This window comes from Pseudomonas sp. Marseille-Q1929 (genome assembly GCF_017316265.1).
In the GTDB taxonomy this organism is placed as follows: domain Bacteria; phylum Pseudomonadota; class Gammaproteobacteria; order Pseudomonadales; family Pseudomonadaceae; genus Aquipseudomonas.
In genome coordinates this window covers 263,553-280,573 of record NZ_JAFLWU010000001.1, presented here as the reverse complement: position 1 = coordinate 280,573, position 17,021 = coordinate 263,553, and the positions used below count along the sequence as shown (strand labels likewise).

Below are 17,021 nucleotides of genomic sequence, written 5' to 3'. Positions count from 1 at the left end.
ATTCTGCGCCAGTAAGGAAACCACAGACAACCTAAGGGATTGTTCTGCATGGAATCTGCGGGTCTATGCTTATTGCAATCGGTTCTCGTTTGGGTGCATTATTTGTGTTACTGTATAACACTAAGTATGCCCCGGAGGCCTTATGAAAGCTGGAATCCATCCCGACTACCGCACCGTGCTGTTCCACGACACCGCCGCTGATGTGTTCTTCCTGATCGGCTCTACCGCCGACAGCGACCGCACCCACAAACACAGCGACGGCAACACCTATCCCTACATCCCGCTGGACGTGTCCAGCGCCTCGCACCCGATCTACACCGGGCAACAGCGCAAGACCCAGGTCGAAGGCCGGATCGCCGGGTTCAACAAACGTTTTGCGTCGTTTGGCTCAAGCCCGAAAAAAGCCGACGCGTGAGGCGTGCCGGTTTCACCGCGAAGGCCGCTCCTGTTTTAGGAGCGGTTTTTTTATGCGCTGATATCTAAAGGCCATCATTTTTGCAAAAACCTACTAAACTACTCAGTAATCGCCAGGAAGGCAGGCCCATACCCTAAGGAACGCACACCGCCGATCCGAGGTGTCCCATGGGAGAGTCCGTTACCTTTACCGATGCCGACCGTGCCGTGGTGCTGTTGATCGATGCCCACCCGGACGTCCTCCACAGCCTCACCCAACTGCTGCGGCTGGAGCCTTTCGACCTGTACAGCGCCACCTGCGCCGCTGACGCCTTGGCGATCCTCGCCAGCCAACCGATCGACCTGGTGATGAGCGCCGCGCGCCTGCTGGACATGGACGGTGCTTCGTTGCTGGCGCATATCCACCAGCACTACCCGCACACTGTGCGCATCCTGCTGACGGGCGAAACCGACCTGACCCTGATCGTCAAAGCCATCAACGAAGGCGAGATCTACCGCTACCTCAGCAAACCCTGGAACGACGAGGAGTTGCTGCTGGCCCTGCGCCAATCCCTGGCCCACCAGCATTCCGAGCGTGAACGCCTGCGCCTGGAACAACTGATCCTGCAACAGAACGACGAGCTCAAACGGCTCAACGCCTCCCTGGAAAAACACGTGGCCGCGCGCACCAGCGAGCTGCAACAAACCGCCGACATGCTCGACCTGGCCTACGAAGAACTCAAACACAGCTACGCCACCGGCACCGAAGTGTTCTCGCTGCTGGCCAACCTGCGCCTGCCGCGCGCCAAGCAGACCAACCGGCAGATCATCGAACTGGTGCGCACCTGGTGCGTGGCTCACGGCGTGGATGACGCCAGCAACCGCGACCTGACCATGGCCGCCGCGCTCTACAACATCGGCAAATTGAGCTGGAGCGACAGCATGATGGCCTCGCCCTCGGACCTGCTGCACAGCAGTGACCGCGAGCGTTATCGCGCCTACGCCACCCAGAGCGAATCGCTGCTGATGACCCTGGATCCGATGAAAGATGCTGCGCGGCTGATCCGCCATCACCAGGAGCGCTGGGACGGCAGCGGTTTCCCGGATCACCTCAAGGGTGAGGCGATTCCCGCCGGTTCGCGCCTGTTGAAACTGGCGGTGGATTTTATCGAGCTGCAAAAGGGCCTGATCCTGGAGCGGCAGATGAACAGCGACGAGGCGCTGCTGTACATCCGCAAATACGCCGGGCGCCTGTATGACCCGGTGATGGTCGAGGACTTTGTGCAGGTGTGTGCCACTTACCTCAATGACGTGACCCTGGGCGACCCCAATGTCAAAGTGCTCGGCACCCGGGAGCTTGCGGAGGGCATGGTGCTGGCGCGCAGTTTGAATGCCGATAACGGCATGTTGCTGCTCAATGCGGGCAAGGTGTTGAACCTGCCGTTGGTGGATAAGTTGATTGCCTTCGAAACCATGGAGGGCGCGCGGTACAGCGTATTCATCAAAGAACACACTGAAACTCCAGGTTGAACGCAGTCAAAATGTGGGAGCGGGCTTGCCTGCGATAGCGGTTTGACTGACAGACCGCTATCGCAGGCAAGCCAGCTCCCACACAAGCCCGGTTCCCACATTGGATTGCGGCGTTCCCAACGATCATGTGATCCTTGCGCCCTTTTTCGCAGCCAAGGAAGCCCTCCCATGCCAACCACCATCCGCATCGCCGCCGCCCTCCTGATCGGCAGCGACGGCCAGACCCTGCTGGTGCGCAAGCGCGGTACCCAGGCGTTCATGCAACCGGGCGGCAAGATCGACGCCGGCGAACAACCAGCCGAAGCCCTGGCGCGCGAGCTGCACGAAGAACTCAACCTGCGTATCGACCCCAGCGCCGCCGTCTACCTCGGCCACTTCTCGGCACCGGCGGCCAACGAGCCGGGGTTCACCGTGGAAGCGCAGCTGTTCCAGGTGAATATCGACGTACCGGTGAACCCCGCCGCCGAAATCGAAGAAGTGCGCTGGATCGACCCGGCCGGCGATGGCGGCCTGGTGTTGGCGCCCTTGACACGTGACCTGATCCTGCCGTTTTATCGCGCATCGCTGACCACCATCGCCTGACGTGCAGGCGCAAAGGACTGAACCGTGATCCCACTCAACGAGTTGCTGATTTTCGCTGCGGCGTGCCTGCTGATGGTGTTGACCCCCGGCCCGAACATGATCTACCTGATCTCACGTTCGATCTGCCAGGGACGCAAGGCGGGTTTGGTGTCGTTATTGGGCGTGGTCGCGGGGTTCTTTGTGCACCTGTTCGCCGCTGCTGCGGGGTTGACGGCGGTGTTTCTCGCGGTGCCGATGGCCTACGAAGTGCTGAAATGGGCCGGCGCGCTGTACCTGCTGTGGTTGGCCTGGCAAGCGGTGAAACCCGGCGCGCGTTCGCCGTTCGAAGCCCAGCAACTGCCGCCTGACTCCACGCGCAAGCTGGTGACCATGGGCTTTCTCACCAGTGCGCTGAACCCGAAGATCGCGGTGTTCTACCTCTCGGTATTCCCGCAATTCATCACCCCGGAGCACGGTTCGGTGTTCACCCAGAGCGTGCTGCTGGGCTTCACCCAGATCAGCGTCAGCTTTATGGTCAACGCGCTGATCGCGGTGTTCGCCGCGAGTATCGCCAGCTGGTTTATCAACAATCCGACCTGGTTGGCGGTGCAGCGTTATTTCATGGGCTTTGTCTTGGCGGCGCTGGCGGTGCGGCTGATGCTTGAGCAGCGCCGCAACGCATGATCATCCGCACGCTCGGCCCCCAGGATGCCGAGGCTTATCGAGCGTTGATGCTGGAGGCGTATGGCGTTTATCCCCAGGCGTTCACCTCCAGCGTGGCCGAGTGGGCAGCGATGCCCCTGAGCTGGTGGGAGAAGCGCCTGGACAGCCCGTTGGATTGCCTGCTCGGTGCTTTTGACGGGGATGAACTGGTCGCTATTGTCGGCCTGGCGTACGAGCCTCGGGAGAAGGCCAAGCACAAGGTGACGTTGTTTGGCATGTATGTGAATGCCCGTTATCAGCACCAGGGTGTGGGCCGTCAACTGGTCGAGGCGGCACTGGATGAAGCACGCAAACAGCCGCGTCTCAAGCTGATTCAACTGACCGTCACCGCCGGCAACGACGCCGCCTTTGCGCTATACCAACGCTGCGGTTTCATCCAATACGGCCTGGAACCGCTGGCCGTGCGGGTGGGCGTTGAATACTTCGACAAGATCCACATGTGGCGCGAATTGGTCGACCGGTGATATTCCCTGTGGGAGCTGGCTTGCCTGCGATAGCGGTGTATCAGCCAGTACATCTGGCACAGACAGACCGCCATCGCAGGCAAGCCAGCTCCCACAGTTAGATCACATTGTTTGTGGGCGCCGGTTCCTTCAGCGAACGGCGCTGACGCCATCCAATGTCGAGAACGACGTGTCCTTCGCTGTCAGCAAGAAATCGCGCATATACGGCGCATCCAGCATGTCCGCACGAATCCCCGCATACAGCGTTGCAAACAAGCCTTTCTCACCCAAACGCTTGGCCTTCACATACCCGCGCGAGCTGTATTCATGCAGCGCCCAGTGCGGCATACCGCATACGCCACGGCCGCTGGCCACCAGTTGCATCATCATCACCGTCAATTCCGAGGTGCGCACCTGGGCCGGTTCGACGTCGGCGGGTTCGAGGAAGCGGGTGAAGATGTCCAGGCGGTCGCGTTCCACCGGGTAGGTGATCAGGGTTTCTGTCAGCAGGTCTTCCGGCACGATGTAGGATTTGCCCGCGAGCGCATGCTGGTTGGCCACCGCGAGCATGGCTTCGTAGGTGAACAGCGGCACATAGGTGATGCCCGGCAGCTCCAGCGGGTCAGAGGTCACCACCAGGTCCAGATCGCCACGGGCTAGGGCCGGCAGTGGCGCGAAGGCAAAACCGGAGGCCAGGTCCAGCTCGACTTCCGGCCACGCATCGCGGAACTGGTCGATGGTCGGCATCAGCCACTGGAAGCAGCTGTGGCATTCGATGGCCATGTGCAGGCGCCCGGCGGTGCCGCCGGCCAGCCGCGCGATGTCACGCTCGGCACCGCGCAGCAGCGGCAGGGCCGCATCGGCCAGTTGCAACAGGCGCAGGCCGGCGCTGGTGAAGCGCAGCGGCTTGGTCTTGCGCACGAACAGCTGCATGCCCAGGCGTTCCTCCAGCTCCTTGAACTGGTGGGACAACGCCGATTGCGTCAGGTGCAGGCGCTCGGCGGCTTCCACCAGGCTGTCGGCTTCGCGCAGGGCGTGCAGGGTCTTGAGGTGACGGATCTCGAGCACGGGCTCTCCATGAAGGCAATTTGTGATGAAGCGCAATCGCGTGAGTTTGTCTCATGTTTCCGTTTGTGTCGACCATGACCGCTGGGCACTCTTCATTAAACTGTCATGGAACTGTGGCAGCGCGCTTGAACAAACTTCATCAGACTCGCGCTCTACTGGGGTTCTGCGTTTCGGTGTTTTTCATGCGCGTGTTGCTTTTACTGGCCGCTCTATTGTTCGGCCTGCCGTCTTTTGCGGCTTCTCGATGTGATGTCAATGTCCCGACCCAAACGGTCGATCTGGCTCAGGTGAGCATCGCCTACCAGAGCATCGGCCGTGCCTCCGATCCGGCGTTGCTGCTGGTGATGGGGCTGGGCGGGCAGTTGATCCACTGGCCGGATGAAGTGGTCGTCGCCCTGTGCCAGCAGGGTTTCCGGGTGATTCGCTACGACAACCGTGACGTCGGCCTGTCCACCTGGCGCCAGGCGCCGGCCAGCGCCAACCTGACCTTTGAAGTGCTGCGCTACAAGCTCGGGCTGCCGGTGTCGGCACCGTATACCCTGACCGACATGGCCGACGACGCGCTCGGCCTGATGGACGCGCTGCAGGTCCGCCAATTCCACGTCCTGGGCGCAAGCATGGGCGGCATGATCGCCCAACACCTGGCGGCCATGGCCCCGCAGCGCGTGGAAAGCCTCACGTTGATCATGACCAGCTCCGGCGCCGAAGGCCTGCCGGCACCGAACGCGGCGCTGGTGCAATTGCTGTCACGGCGCAGCGCACCCAACCGCGAGGTGGCGCTGGAGCAACAGGCCGATCTGCTGGCGGCGCTGGGCAGCCCGAATGTGAAGGATGATCGCCAGGCCTTGCTGCACCAGGCGGCGCTGTCCTACGACCGCGCGTTCAACCCGGACGGCGTCAAGCGCCAGATCATGGCGATCCTTGCCGAGCCGAGCCGCGTGCCGTTGCTCAACCAACTGCGCGTGCCGACCCTGGTGGTGCATGGCACCGCCGACCCGCTGTTGCCGGTGATGCATGGCGTGCATTTGGCCGCGCATATCCAGGGCAGTGAATTGAAGCTGATTCCCGGCATGGCCCACCGTTTCCAGGAAGCGTTCAAGGCGCCGTTGCTGACGGCGGTGTTGCCGTACCTGCAAGCCCATCGCGAAGATGCGGCGCACTGGGCGCAGATTGACCTGGGCGAGCCTTCGAAGGTGCTGTGACATTGGTGTATCGTGCAACCTTTACGGCGTTTTTTTGCCTACGAGGTTGCTAGCCATGAGTACTCCCCTGAAAATCGATTTCGTCAGCGACGTGTCCTGCCCCTGGTGCATCATCGGCCTGCGCGGCCTGACCGAAGCCCTCGACCAGCTGGGTGCCGAGGTGCAGGCCGAGATCCACTTCCAGCCGTTCGAACTGAACCCGAACATGCCCGCCGAAGGGCAGAACATCGTCGAGCACATCACTGAAAAATACGGTTCTACCGCCGAGCAATCCCAGGCCAACCGCGAGCGCATCCGCGACATGGGCGCCGCGCTGGGCTTTGCCTTCCGCACCGATGGCCAGAGCCGCATCTACAACACCTTCGATGCTCACCGCCTGCTGCATTGGGCCGGGCTGGAAGGCTTGCAGTACAACCTCAAGGAAGCGCTGTTCAAGGCGTATTTCAGCGACGGCCAAGACCCTTCCGACCACGCAACCTTGGCGATCATTGCCGAAAGCGTTGGGTTGGACTTGAAGCGCGCCGCCGAGATTCTCGCCTCTGACGAATACGCCGCCGAGGTGCGTGAGCAGGAGCAGTTGTGGGTGTCCCGTGGCGTGACGTCGGTGCCGACCATTGTGTTCAACGACCAGTACGCGGTGAGCGGTGGGCAGCCGGCCGAGGCGTTTGTGGGGGCGATTCGGCAGATCATCAACGACACAAAAAACTAAATTCGAACACAATTCCAAGTGTGGGAGCTGGCTTGCCTGCGATAGCGGTGGGTCAGCCAGTGCAGCAATAACTGACAGACCGCTATCGCAGGCAAGCCAGCTCCCACATGGGTTACTCATTGTCCTCAAGAGATCCGCTGGCCCGGCCCTTGCATTGCCCCCCTGAAGCCATAAAGGGGGCACCTCTGCCTTGAATATTCTTGATCTCGACCACAGCCTCACCAGCCAGGCACCGATTGCCCGGCGTCTGGCCAGCGGCCAGGCCACGCGCCTCGACCTGCTGGACCTGGGCCCGAAGCTGCGCCTGTGGTCCACCGAAAAAACCTGGAACGCCTTCTCCGCGCGCCTGGCCCAGCGGCCCCGGCCGGTGGATGCACGGCCGGAAATCCTATTTGTCGGCTCCGGCGACTATCACCACCTCACGCCGGCGTTTCTCGCCGACCTCAAAGAACCCATCAGCCTGATCCACTTCGACAACCACCCTGACTGGGTGCGCTTTGCGCCCAAGCGTCACTGTGGCTCGTGGGTCAACCGCGCGCTGAACATGCCGGCGATCAAACGCATCGTCACCCTCGGCCCGTGCAGCGATGACCTGCATAACCCGCAACTGCGTGGCGGTAACCTGGGTGCGCTCAAGCGCGGGCATTTGCAGCTGTTTCCCTGGCAGCATCCGCCGTCGAAAGTCTGGGGCCGGGTAGGGGACGGCGCCGGTCACCAACAGCAGGAAAATCACCTGCACTGGCGCAACCTCGCCGAGTTGGACTGGGGCATGTTTCTCGAGCAGATGATCGCCAGCCTGCCCACCGACGCGATCTGGATCACCATCGACAAAGACGTGCTGGCCAGCGAAGACGCCGCCACCAACTGGGACCAGGGCGGTATGCGCCTGGCCCATCTGCTGCAAGCCCTGCGCGCCTTGGCGGCGGGCAAGCGGATCATCGGTATCGACGTGTGCGGCGAGTTCGCCAAGCCAGCGTTCAGCAACGCCTTCAAGCGCTGGGAGGCCAAGTCCGACCAGCCGCCGGCCGAGCGCTGGAGCCCCGAGGATTTGCAGCGCAATGCCGCGACCAATGAAGCCCTGATCGACCTGTCTGAGGAGCTGTTCCCGTGACGTTGACCGTGGTGTTGCTGGTGGCGTTTTCCATCGTGCTCGATGTGATCGGCCAATTGTGCTTCAAGCTCGGCCTGGACCGCTTGCCGGAGCTGGAAGGCGGCTTTCGTCTGAATGCGTTCTGGGGCCAGGTGTTCAATGCGCCGCTGTTGTGGGCGGGGATCGGGGCTTACGTCATCGAGTTTTTTGTCTGGCTGGAAGCCTTGTCCCGCGCGCCGTTGAGCCTGTTGTTTCCGGCGGCGGCGTTGGCCTATTGCGGGGTGGTGCTGGTGGGCAAAGTGGTGCTGGGTGAAACCGTCAGCCGCCGCCGTTGGGCGGGGACCTGGGTGATTACCCTGGGCGTGATGTTGGTGGCGATTGCAGGAGGGCAGGCATGAATACGCACGCGTGGTTGCATGGGCGCTTCGGCACTGTGGTGCTGTGGGCCTTGTTGATCTGTACTGAAAGCGCCGGGCAGTTGTTTACCAAAGTGGCCGGCGATCAATTGGGGCAGATGGATTTCAATTGGCAGTGGTTGGCGGATGTGGCGCGCAACCCGGGGATTCTCGCGGCGATTGCCTGCTACATCGGCGCGTTTTTCGTGTGGATGCTGATCCTGCGGCGCAGCAGTCTGTCCCTGGCGTTCCCCCTGAGTTCACTGGTGTTTGTGGTGGTGTTGCTCGGTTCGTGGCTGGGGCTGGGGGAACATATCAGCCCGCTGCACTGGGTGGGGGTGGCGGTGATTATCGGCGGAATTGCCTTGCTGGCCGAAGGCGAAGAAAACTGAAACGCCTGCGATGAAATGCAGGCCCCTGTGGGAGCTGGCTTGCCTGCGATAGCGGTCTATCAGTTATTGCTGTACTGACTGATCCACCGTCATCGCAGGCAAGCCAGCTCCCACATTTTTTGCTCTGCGGTGAGTCAGTTGAATTTGTAGCTGATCGCCGTCTGCACCTGGCCTTGGTTCACATCCCCCGTGTCCTTGACGATGCTGCTGTTCGCCGCCGAACCCACCAAATGCACCCAGCTCGCACTGGTCAGCAACGACCAATTGGGCGCCAGCGGAAATTCAAAGCTTTGCGTCAGCGTCAGGTTCTGGAACCCCGCACTGGCGTTATAGGGCCGAAACCCCGACGCCGTAGACTCATTGGCGTCCACCCCAAAATACGTCTGGGTCTGGCGCGCGTCGGCAAAGTGCGCCATCAGGCCGCTGCTGCCGATGATCCCGCCGCCCAGCGGGTAGCCTAGCTCGCCGCCGACCTTGCCGAGCACGCCGCTTTGATCGCGCCCGCCGCCCACGGCCTGGCCCACCTGGGCGTACACGCGCCAGAACTCGGCCGGGGCGTATTGGATGAAACCGCCCACTTCAGCCATGTCCGAGACATTGCGCAGGCCCTGCAGCGAGCCGTTGGACGTACGCCCCTGCAAGTAATTGATATACGGCCCGGCGGTAAACCCCTGGGTGTTCAGCGCGCTCCAGCTCAGGCCGTCATCGGTGCTCAGGCTGACATTGCCCCAGTCCAGGTCCACATAGGGCACGGGGCGGGTTTCGTAGCGGCTGCCGGTGGGGTCGTGGGGCTGGTAGCTGAGGCCCGCGCCCACTTCGCCGCTGATGCCATCGGCCCGGGCCGTGCTGGCAACGCCCCACAGCCCCAGTAAACCGGCGAATACAGCAGAACTGACCTTGTGCATGGAACGGCTTCCTTCTCTGAACATGCGCGCATGAACGCGCGAAGGGCTGCCTTCGCGCAAGCACTGATCTTGTTTGTAGCAAGCTACGAAAATTGTAGCTTCCACGACACATAGGCGCCCGCACGCCCAGCCCCGCTGGGGATTCGCCGGTTGGCACAGTCCCTGCTCTACCCCTTGTGAAAGCGCAGACAGCGCGCTCATCTTCAAGGTAACCGCAATGATTGACTGGCATATCGTGTGCGACTTCGACGGGACCATCACTCCCACCGACGTCATCGACAACGTCCTCCAACGCTTCGCCGGCCCCGAGTGGGAAACCATCGAGCAGCAATGGCTGGATGGGCATATCGGTTCGCGCGAATGCCTGAGCCGCCAACTGGCGCTGATCAAGGCCACGCCGGGCGAACTGCTGGCCTACTTCGACAGCGTCGAGATCGACCCGGACTTCCCCGACTTCGTTGATCAGGTCATTGGCCTGGGCGCGTCCATCGAAGTGGTCAGTGACGGCATCGAGCAGGGCATCGCGCGCATCCTGTCGCGCAACTACGTGACCCTGCTGCCGATCCTCGCCAACCGCTTGCGCCAGGTTGACCAGAACAGCTGGCGCATCGACTTCCCGTATGCCAGCGACGCCTGCCGTGCCGCGTCCGGCAACTGCAAGTGCAAATCCACGCCGCGCAACAAGCGCGTGCTGGTGATCGGCGACGGCAAGTCCGACATGTGCGTGGCCTCCACCGCCGACTTCGTGTTCGCCAAGGGCAGCCTCGCCGATTACTGCGTCACCCACCAGATTCCTCACGCGCGCTTCGACACCTTTGCCGAAGTGCCTGCACTGCTGGCGCTGCTGCCCCAGGGCAACGCCGCCAACGCCACCGCCTTTACTGCTGCCGACAACCAGGAACTCTTCCACCATGTCTGATATCCGTATCGCTACCGCCGAAGACCAGATCCTTCTGGATAAAGAAGCCAAGTACTGCTCCTACGGCGACACCGTCCACTACATCGAGCCGCCGCGCATTTTCAGCCGTTGCGAAGGCTCCTACGTGTGGGACACCGAAGACCAGGCCTACCTCGACCTGCAAATGTGGTACTCGGCCGTCAACTTCGGCTACGCCAACCCGCGTCTGAACAACGCGCTGAAACAGCAGATCGACACCCTGCCGCAAATCGCCAGCCAGTACCTGCACAAGGGCAAGATCGAGCTGTCGGAAATGATCGCCGTCGACGCCAAGAACAAGTTCGGCCTCGACGGTCGTGTGCACTTCAACGTCGGCGGTTCGCAGTCCATCGAAGACTCCTTGAAGGTTGTGCGTAACGCCACCAACGGCAAGAGCCTGATGTTTGCCTTCGAAGGCGGCTACCACGGGCGTACCCTCGGCGCTTCGTCGATCACCTCGAGCTACCGCTACCGTCGCCGCTACGGCCACTTCGGCGAGCGCGCGCAGTTCATCCCGTTCCCGTACCACTTCCGTGGCCCTAAAGGCATGACCAAGGAAGAGTACGGCAGCCACTGCGTGCAGCAATTCGCCCGCCTGTTCGAGACCGAATACAACGGTGTGTGGGACCCGAAAGTCGGTTCCAGCGAATACGCCGCGTTCTACGTCGAGCCGATCCAGGGCACCGGCGGCTACGTGATCCCGCCGATGAACTTCTACCGCGAGCTCAAGCACGTGCTGGACCAGCACGGCATCCTGATGGTCAGCGATGAAATCCAGATGGGCTTCTACCGCACCGGCAAGCTGTGGTCGATCGAGCACTTCGACGTGCAGCCGGACGTGATCGTGTTCGGCAAGGCGCTGACCAACGGCCTCAACCCACTGGGCGGCATCTGGGCCCGTGAAGAGCTGATCAACCCGAAAGTCTTCCCGCCAGGTTCGACCCACTCCACCTTCGCCTCCAACCCGTTGGGCACAGCGGTGGGCCTGGAAATGTTCAAGATGACCAGCGAAGTCGACTACGGCGCGATGGTCATGGCCAAGGGCAAATACTTCCTTGAAGGCCTGCAAGACCTGCAAAAACGCTTCCCGATCATCGGCGACGTCGACGGCCTGGGCCTGGCGCTGCGCTGCGAAATCTGCGGCCCGGACGGCTTCACTCCGGACAAGGCGACCCTGGACTACATGGTCGAGGAAGGCATGAAAGGCGACATGATCGTGGACGGCCAGAAACTCGGCCTGATCCTCGACGTGGGCGGCTACTACAAGAACGTGATCACCCTGGCGCCGTCCCTGGAAATCAGCTACCCGGAAATTGACCTGGGCCTGAAACTCCTGGAGCAACTGCTGGTGCGGGCGACCAAACGGTGAACAACATCGGGATCGACCTCGGTGAAGGTGATGCCGGCTTCGTTCTCGGTGCAGGTCCGGTCGGGATCCTGTTGATCCACGGCCTGACCGGCACGCCGACGGAATTGCGCCAGGTCGCCAAGGGCCTGGCCAAGGCGGGCAACTGCACGGTGTACGTGCCCACCCTGGCCGGGCATTGCGGCGATAACAGCGACTTGCAGGCCACCGGCTGGCTGGACTGGTACGCGGGTGTGCGCAACACCTTCGCCCAGGTCAAGCAGCGCCACGAACAGGTGTTTGTCGGTGGCTTGTCCATGGGCGCGGTGATGTCGATGTACGTGGCCGCTGAGCACCCGGGGCAGGTCGCCGGGCTGCTGATGTATTCCACCACCTTGAAGTACGACGGTTGGAGCATCAACAAACTGGCGTTCCTCACGCCGTTGCTGATGCGGATTCCATTCGGCGTGCATATCTGCAGCTTCGAGGAGAAGCCGCCGTACGGCATCAAGAACGAACGCCTGCGGGCCATCGTCGAACGGCAGATGAAGCAGGGCGAGAGCAGCGAGGCGGGCTTGTTGACCATGGAGGGCATCACCGTGCGTGAGTTGCACCGGATGAACGCCGTGGTCAAGAAACGCATGCCCGAAGTCAAGGTGCCGGCGTTGGTGTTGCATTCCATCGAGGACGACATCACCAGCCGCTGGAACGCCGATTACGTCGAGCGCCACCTGGGCGGGCCGGTGACCAAGATCCTGTTGGACAACTGCTACCACATGATCACCGTGGACCTGCAATACCGCCGGGTGATCGAGTTGAGTGCGCAGTTCGTAGAGCAACACACCGCCTTCAAGCCAGCACCGGTCAATGTGGGAGCTGGCTTGCCTGCGATGGCGGTGTTGACTGATCCACTGCTATCGCGGGCAAGCCCGCTCCCACAAAAAGCTGCACACAGTTGAATGGTGTTGGCCATAGCGATAAGGGAAAAATGTGATTACCGCCCAAGCCTTCCCCAGCATCCGGGCCCTCCAGCGCAGTGCCTGGAATGACTGCTTCCCCGGTGCCCTGGAGGACTGGGACTATTACGTCGCCGTGGAAAGCGCCGCCATCGCGGATTTCCAATGGCGATACCTCGCGGTGTACGACAATGGAACGCTGGTGGCCGTGGCTGCCGCGTTCATCACCCATTACCGCCTCGACACCACAGTGTCAGGCGCCGGCAAGCGTTTGACCGAACGCCTGGACCGACTGTGGCCGGGTCTTTTGCAGTTGGGCTTGTACGCCATCGGCTCGCCGGTGGCCGAGCGCTGCGATGCCGGTTTCGCCAGCAACGTGCCTGAATCACGCCGCCCGCTGTTGCTCAAGCACCTGCTCGCCGCCGCACGCCAGGACGCCGATGAATTCGGCATCGGCCTCGTCGCGGTCAAGGACGCGCCAAGCAACGATCCGCACTGGTCCGACAGCTGCCGCGCCGCCGGCTTCCAAAGCATGCCGAGCTTGCCCACAGGCGTGTTGCCGCTGCCCTACGGCTCGGTGGACGCCTACCTCGGCTCCCTGGGTAAATCCACGCGCAAGGACCTGCGCCGCAAGCTGCGCGCGCCGGGGCCACGGGTGGAGTGGCGGCGCACTATCGACGATGTGCTGCCCGAGATCATGCGCCTGTACGAAGCCACGCTCACCCGCGCCGACTTGCAGTTCGAGCGCCTGCCCGCCGGCTACTTCACCGGTGTGCTGGAACGCCTCGGAGAACGCGCGGTGTGTGTTCTGTACTGGGTAGATGACAACCTGGTGGCGTTCAACCTGATCCTCGTGGACGAGCACCGCCTGGTGGACAAGTTCTTCGGGCATGACGTCGAATTCACCCGCGACTACAACCTGTACTTCCGCAGCTGGCTGACCAATGTGGACTACTGTATTGAACACAATATTGCGTTGTACGAGTGCGGGCAGGCCGGGTATGCCAGTAAGCTGCGCCTGGGCTGCGAGTTCCAGGGCAACAGCGTGTTCTTCCGCCACCGCAACCGGCTGGTCAACGGCCTGCTCAAGCTTGTAAAACTGTTTATTCGACCGGATCGTTCCGACCCTGCCATGGCTGCTGCGATAAGCGAAACCTGATGATCACCAAGACCCGCCAGAAAGCCCGTCCGTTTGCGATTTCACGCTGGAGTGTCCAGCGCAAGCTGGTGCTGGCGTTCTGGCTGGTCAGCGTGATCCCGACGATGATCGCCGCCGAGTTGGCCGCGACCACCCTGTCGCAGATCTTCGACAGCAACGTGCGGATCTGGCTGCAAGAGTCCACCCGCATCGTCAAGGACGAGATTGGCGACATCGTTCACGACAACGCGCGCATGGCCAAACTGTTCCTGCGCTACGCCAGCCCGCCCTCGGACCGTCTGGCCGCCAAGCACGACCGCTTGACCGCCGACATCGCCGATGCGACGGACATCGACGTGGTCGCGCTGATTCGCGTCAGCGACCACAAGATCATGTTCAGCACAGCGTCCGATGACATCGTCAAGCAGATCAGCCTGACCAGCAACGCGGTCCTGCAAACGGTGAGCGTGTCCGGCGTCGACACCGGCATCGTCGTCTCCACCTTCGAGACCAGCAAGGAAGGGGTGGATTACCTGCTGCTGGTGGCGACGTACCTGGACAGCAGCTTCCTCACCAGCGTGGCCGAAGTGCATTCACTCGACCTGCGCCTGTACCTGGCCAACCCGAAAGGCTTCTCGGAAATTTTCTCCACCCAGCGTTTCCAGGATCACCCCTCGCGCATCCCCAAGGACGTGGAAGCGGCAATGCGCAATACCAAGCAGCCGAGCGAGCAGTTCACCAACAACTACAGCGGTTTGTACTGGCCGATCTTCAACGACGCCGGTGACTTGCAGGGCGTGATCTTCAGCGGTCTGTTGCGCCATTCGAGCCTGGTGGGGTTGGTCAACCAGAGCAATCTGTTTGTGCTGATCTTCCTGGTCAGCTCGGCGCTGTCCCTGGGCGCGGGCGTGTTGGTGTCACGGCGCCTGACCCGGCCCTTGCGCGACTTGTCCCAAGGCGTGGATGCGGTGATTTCCGGCAATTACCAGCACCGCGTGGCGGTCAGCGGCGGCGATGAGTTGGCGCAACTGAGCAGCACGTTCAACCACATGACCGAGCGCCTGGGCGAGTTGCATCACCTCGAAGCCCAACTGCGTCGGCGTGATCGCCTGCATGCCCTGGGCGAAGTCGCCATGGGCCTGGCCCACGAAATCCGCAACCCGCTGGGCATTATCAAGACCGCCACCCAACTGTTGCATCGGCGTGCGGACCTGGCGGAGACCGACAAGCGTCACCTGGAATATGTGGTCAGCGAGGTCAGCCGCATCAACGAACTGATTACCGAGTTTCTCGACTTCGCCAAGCCCAACCCGCCGTTGCGTGTGTTGCAACCGGCGCGGCCGTTGGTGGACGAGATCCTCGGCTTTTGCGCGCCGGAACTGGCGGCGCACAATGTGGATGTGCAGGTCGATGACCAGGCGCCGGGCGCGACGATCTACGCGGATGCCAAGCAACTCAAGCAGGCGTGCCTCAACCTGATCCTCAATGCCATCGACGCCATGCCCGACGGCGGGCGCCTGAGCCTGGGCATTCGCAGTGTCGGCGACAACACCCTGATCAGCATCGCCGACAGCGGCCAGGGTATTCCGGCAGAAATGATCGAGCGCATCTTTACCCCGTTCGTCACCACCAAGGCCTCGGGCACCGGCCTGGGGCTGGCCAAGGTCTATTCGATCATGGAAAGTCACGACGGCAGCATCGAATGCGTCAGCGAGAAAGATGCCGGCGCCACGTTCAGCCTGTACATTCCGGCTATCGGCGAAGACGACGAGGACAGTCATGACGCATAACATTCTGGTAGTCGATGACGAGCCCAAGCTCTGCGACTTGCTCGCATCGGCCCTGGGCCAGAGCGAGGTGCAGGTGTTTGTCGCCGGCAACGGCTTGCACGCGCTCAAGGTGCTGGAGCAGGAAGACATCGACCTGGTGATCAGCGACTGGCGCATGCCCGGCATGGACGGCCCGGCGCTGTTGGCCGAGATCAAGGTGCGCTATCCCCAGGTGCCGGTGATCGTGATGACCGCCTACAGCACGGTGAAGAACGCCGTGCAATCGATGCGCAACGGCGCCTATGACTACATCGCCAAACCGTTCGACATCGACGAGCTGGACATCACGGTGGCCAAGGCCTTGCAGTTTCGCGACATCCTGCGCGACAACGCACGCCTGCGCGCCGAGCTGGATGAGCACGCCCAGTTCGACAGCCTGGTGGGCGACAGCCCGGCGTTCCGCAGCGTGCTGCAAGCGGTGGACGCGGTGCGTGACAGCGCCGCGACCATCCTGCTCACCGGCGAAAGCGGCACCGGCAAGGAGATGGTCGCGCGGGCTATCCACAAGCACGGCAGCCGTGCCGACAAACCGTTCGTGGCGGTCAATTGCGCGGCGATCCCCGAGGGTTTGCTGGAAAGCGAAATGTTCGGCCATCGCAAAGGCGCGTTTACCGGCGCGGTGTCGGACCGGGTAGGGCGCTTTCAGCAGGCGGACAAGGGCACGCTGTTCCTCGACGAAGTGGGCGACATGCCGCTGGCGTTGCAGGCCAAGATCCTGCGGGCGTTGCAGGAGCGGGTGATCGAACCGGTGGGCGACCCGCGCGAGCGCAAGGTCGATGTGCGGGTGATCGCCGCCACCAACAAGAACCTGCTGGAGGCGGTGGCCAACAAGGAGTTTCGCGAAGACCTGTATTACCGCCTCAACGTGTTCCCGATTCCCCTGCCGGCGTTGCGCGAGCGCGTGGAAGACATCGCGCCGCTGGCCCGACACTTCGCCCACACCCTGAGTGCCACGGCCGGCAAGCGCATCACCGGCTTCAGCGCCGAGGCGTTGCAGGCGATGGCGGCGTATCACTGGCCGGGCAATATCCGTGAACTGCAAAACTGCGTGGAGCGGGCGACGATTGTGGCGGCTACGCCGGTGATCGAAGACATCGACTTGCCGGGGTATCTGTTTGCGTCGAGGCCGAGTGAGGGCGGTGTTGCGGCGATCCTCAGTGATGGCCCGGGCGTGCCGCAGGATCTGGATGCGGCGCTGGCTGAGGTGGAGAAGGCTTACATTCTGGCGGCGTTGCAGGAGAGCAACGGGGTGCAGGCGGCGGCTGCGGCGAAGATCGGGATTTCGGAGCGGAGCTTCTGGTATCGCCTGAAAAAGCTGGGCATCCAGGTCGACAAAATAGTCCGCTGATCTTTCTGTCAGGCAGTGATCCAAATGTGGGAGCTGGCTTGCCTGCGATGGCGGTGT

At 62.2% G+C, this 17,021-nt stretch carries 18 protein-coding genes; 16 read left to right on the top strand and 2 right to left on the bottom strand.

Translation table 11 applies throughout. The features are described 5' to 3' along the window. Nucleotides 1-142: 142 nt before the first annotated feature. The 5 genes from J1G37_RS01330 to J1G37_RS01310 all read left to right on the top strand — a co-directional run bounded on the left by J1G37_RS01330 (nucleotide 143) and on the right by J1G37_RS01310 (nucleotide 3,671). Nucleotides 143-415, top strand: coding sequence for a type B 50S ribosomal protein L31 (locus tag J1G37_RS01330; RefSeq protein ID WP_033896384.1), 273 nt, complete (start codon nucleotides 143-145; stop codon nucleotides 413-415). Between the two features lie 167 nt (nucleotides 416-582). Further along, a complete protein-coding gene (locus J1G37_RS01325) occupies nucleotides 583-1,923 on the top strand; it encodes an HD domain-containing phosphohydrolase (protein WP_207039909.1) in 1,341 nt (446 codons plus the stop codon). Nucleotides 1,924-2,091: 168 nt separating this feature from the next. After that, on the top strand, nucleotides 2,092-2,505 hold the full coding sequence (locus J1G37_RS01320) for an NUDIX domain-containing protein (protein WP_207039908.1): 414 nt from the start codon (nucleotides 2,092-2,094) through the stop codon (nucleotides 2,503-2,505). A 24-nt stretch (nucleotides 2,506-2,529) separates the two neighbouring features. Beyond that, a complete protein-coding gene (locus J1G37_RS01315) occupies nucleotides 2,530-3,168 on the top strand; it encodes a LysE family translocator (protein ID WP_207039907.1) in 639 nt (212 codons plus the stop codon). Further along, nucleotides 3,165-3,671, top strand: coding sequence for a GNAT family N-acetyltransferase (locus J1G37_RS01310; protein ID WP_207039906.1), 507 nt, complete (start codon nucleotides 3,165-3,167; stop codon nucleotides 3,669-3,671). The genes J1G37_RS01315 and J1G37_RS01310 overlap by 4 nt, the downstream gene beginning before the upstream one ends. A 129-nt stretch (nucleotides 3,672-3,800) precedes the next feature. Here the strand turns inward: J1G37_RS01310 and metR are convergent, their stop codons facing one another. After that, a complete protein-coding gene (metR, locus tag J1G37_RS01305) occupies nucleotides 3,801-4,718 on the bottom strand; it encodes a transcriptional regulator MetR (RefSeq protein ID WP_017736266.1) in 918 nt (305 codons plus the stop codon). Nucleotides 4,719-4,900: 182 nt separating this feature from the next. Here metR and J1G37_RS01300 point away from each other — a divergent pair, with 182 nt between their 5' ends. The 5 genes from J1G37_RS01300 (at nucleotide 4,901) to J1G37_RS01280 (ending at nucleotide 8,506) form a co-directional block, all read left to right on the top strand. Further along, on the top strand, nucleotides 4,901-5,920 hold the full coding sequence (locus tag J1G37_RS01300; RefSeq protein ID WP_124526135.1) for an alpha/beta hydrolase: 1,020 nt from the start codon (nucleotides 4,901-4,903) through the stop codon (nucleotides 5,918-5,920). Nucleotides 5,921-5,975: 55 nt separating this feature from the next. Next, nucleotides 5,976-6,629, top strand: coding sequence for a DsbA family oxidoreductase (locus J1G37_RS01295; RefSeq protein ID WP_207039905.1), 654 nt, complete (start codon nucleotides 5,976-5,978; stop codon nucleotides 6,627-6,629). Nucleotides 6,630-6,819: 190 nt separating this feature from the next. Then, on the top strand, nucleotides 6,820-7,740 hold the full coding sequence (locus J1G37_RS01290; RefSeq protein ID WP_207039904.1) for an arginase: 921 nt from the start codon (nucleotides 6,820-6,822) through the stop codon (nucleotides 7,738-7,740). Continuing rightward, nucleotides 7,737-8,117 carry a transporter gene (locus tag J1G37_RS01285; RefSeq protein WP_017736270.1) on the top strand — a complete coding sequence of 127 codons (381 nt, stop codon included), beginning with the start codon at nucleotides 7,737-7,739 and terminating at the stop codon, nucleotides 8,115-8,117. Before J1G37_RS01290 ends, J1G37_RS01285 begins: the two co-directional genes overlap by 4 nt. Beyond that, nucleotides 8,114-8,506, top strand: coding sequence for an EamA family transporter (locus J1G37_RS01280; protein WP_207039903.1), 393 nt, complete (start codon nucleotides 8,114-8,116; stop codon nucleotides 8,504-8,506). The genes J1G37_RS01285 and J1G37_RS01280 overlap by 4 nt, the downstream gene beginning before the upstream one ends. Before the next feature lie 134 nt (nucleotides 8,507-8,640). Here J1G37_RS01280 and J1G37_RS01275 read toward each other — a convergent pair whose 3' ends face one another. Next, nucleotides 8,641-9,411, bottom strand: coding sequence for a MipA/OmpV family protein (locus J1G37_RS01275; RefSeq protein WP_207039902.1), 771 nt, complete (start codon nucleotides 9,409-9,411; stop codon nucleotides 8,641-8,643). A gap of 217 nt (nucleotides 9,412-9,628) precedes the next feature. Between J1G37_RS01275 and J1G37_RS01270 the strand changes: the two genes are divergently transcribed. Genes J1G37_RS01270 through J1G37_RS01245 form a run of 6 tightly spaced genes read left to right on the top strand, consistent with a single transcriptional unit; the run spans nucleotide 9,629 to nucleotide 16,964 of the window. Beyond that, nucleotides 9,629-10,330 (top strand): HAD-IB family phosphatase, encoded by a 702-nt coding sequence (locus tag J1G37_RS01270; protein WP_207039901.1) that lies wholly within the window; start codon nucleotides 9,629-9,631, stop codon nucleotides 10,328-10,330. Beyond that, nucleotides 10,323-11,717 (top strand): aminotransferase class III-fold pyridoxal phosphate-dependent enzyme, encoded by a 1,395-nt coding sequence (locus J1G37_RS01265; RefSeq protein ID WP_207039900.1) that lies wholly within the window; start codon nucleotides 10,323-10,325, stop codon nucleotides 11,715-11,717. The genes J1G37_RS01270 and J1G37_RS01265 overlap by 8 nt, the downstream gene beginning before the upstream one ends. Continuing rightward, nucleotides 11,714-12,652 carry an alpha/beta fold hydrolase gene (locus tag J1G37_RS01260; RefSeq protein WP_207039899.1) on the top strand — a complete coding sequence of 313 codons (939 nt, stop codon included), beginning with the start codon at nucleotides 11,714-11,716 and terminating at the stop codon, nucleotides 12,650-12,652. The genes J1G37_RS01265 and J1G37_RS01260 overlap by 4 nt, the downstream gene beginning before the upstream one ends. 31 nt (nucleotides 12,653-12,683) lie before the next feature. Beyond that, entirely contained in the window at nucleotides 12,684-13,808 is a 1,125-nt protein-coding gene (locus J1G37_RS01255) for a GNAT family N-acetyltransferase (protein WP_207039898.1), read from the top strand. Then, nucleotides 13,808-15,577, top strand: coding sequence for a HAMP domain-containing sensor histidine kinase (locus tag J1G37_RS01250; protein ID WP_207039897.1), 1,770 nt, complete (start codon nucleotides 13,808-13,810; stop codon nucleotides 15,575-15,577). Before J1G37_RS01255 ends, J1G37_RS01250 begins: the two co-directional genes overlap by 1 nt. Further along, nucleotides 15,567-16,964 carry a sigma-54 dependent transcriptional regulator gene (locus tag J1G37_RS01245; RefSeq protein ID WP_017736167.1) on the top strand — a complete coding sequence of 466 codons (1,398 nt, stop codon included), beginning with the start codon at nucleotides 15,567-15,569 and terminating at the stop codon, nucleotides 16,962-16,964. Before J1G37_RS01250 ends, J1G37_RS01245 begins: the two co-directional genes overlap by 11 nt. The last annotated feature ends 57 nt before the right edge of the window (nucleotides 16,965-17,021 follow it).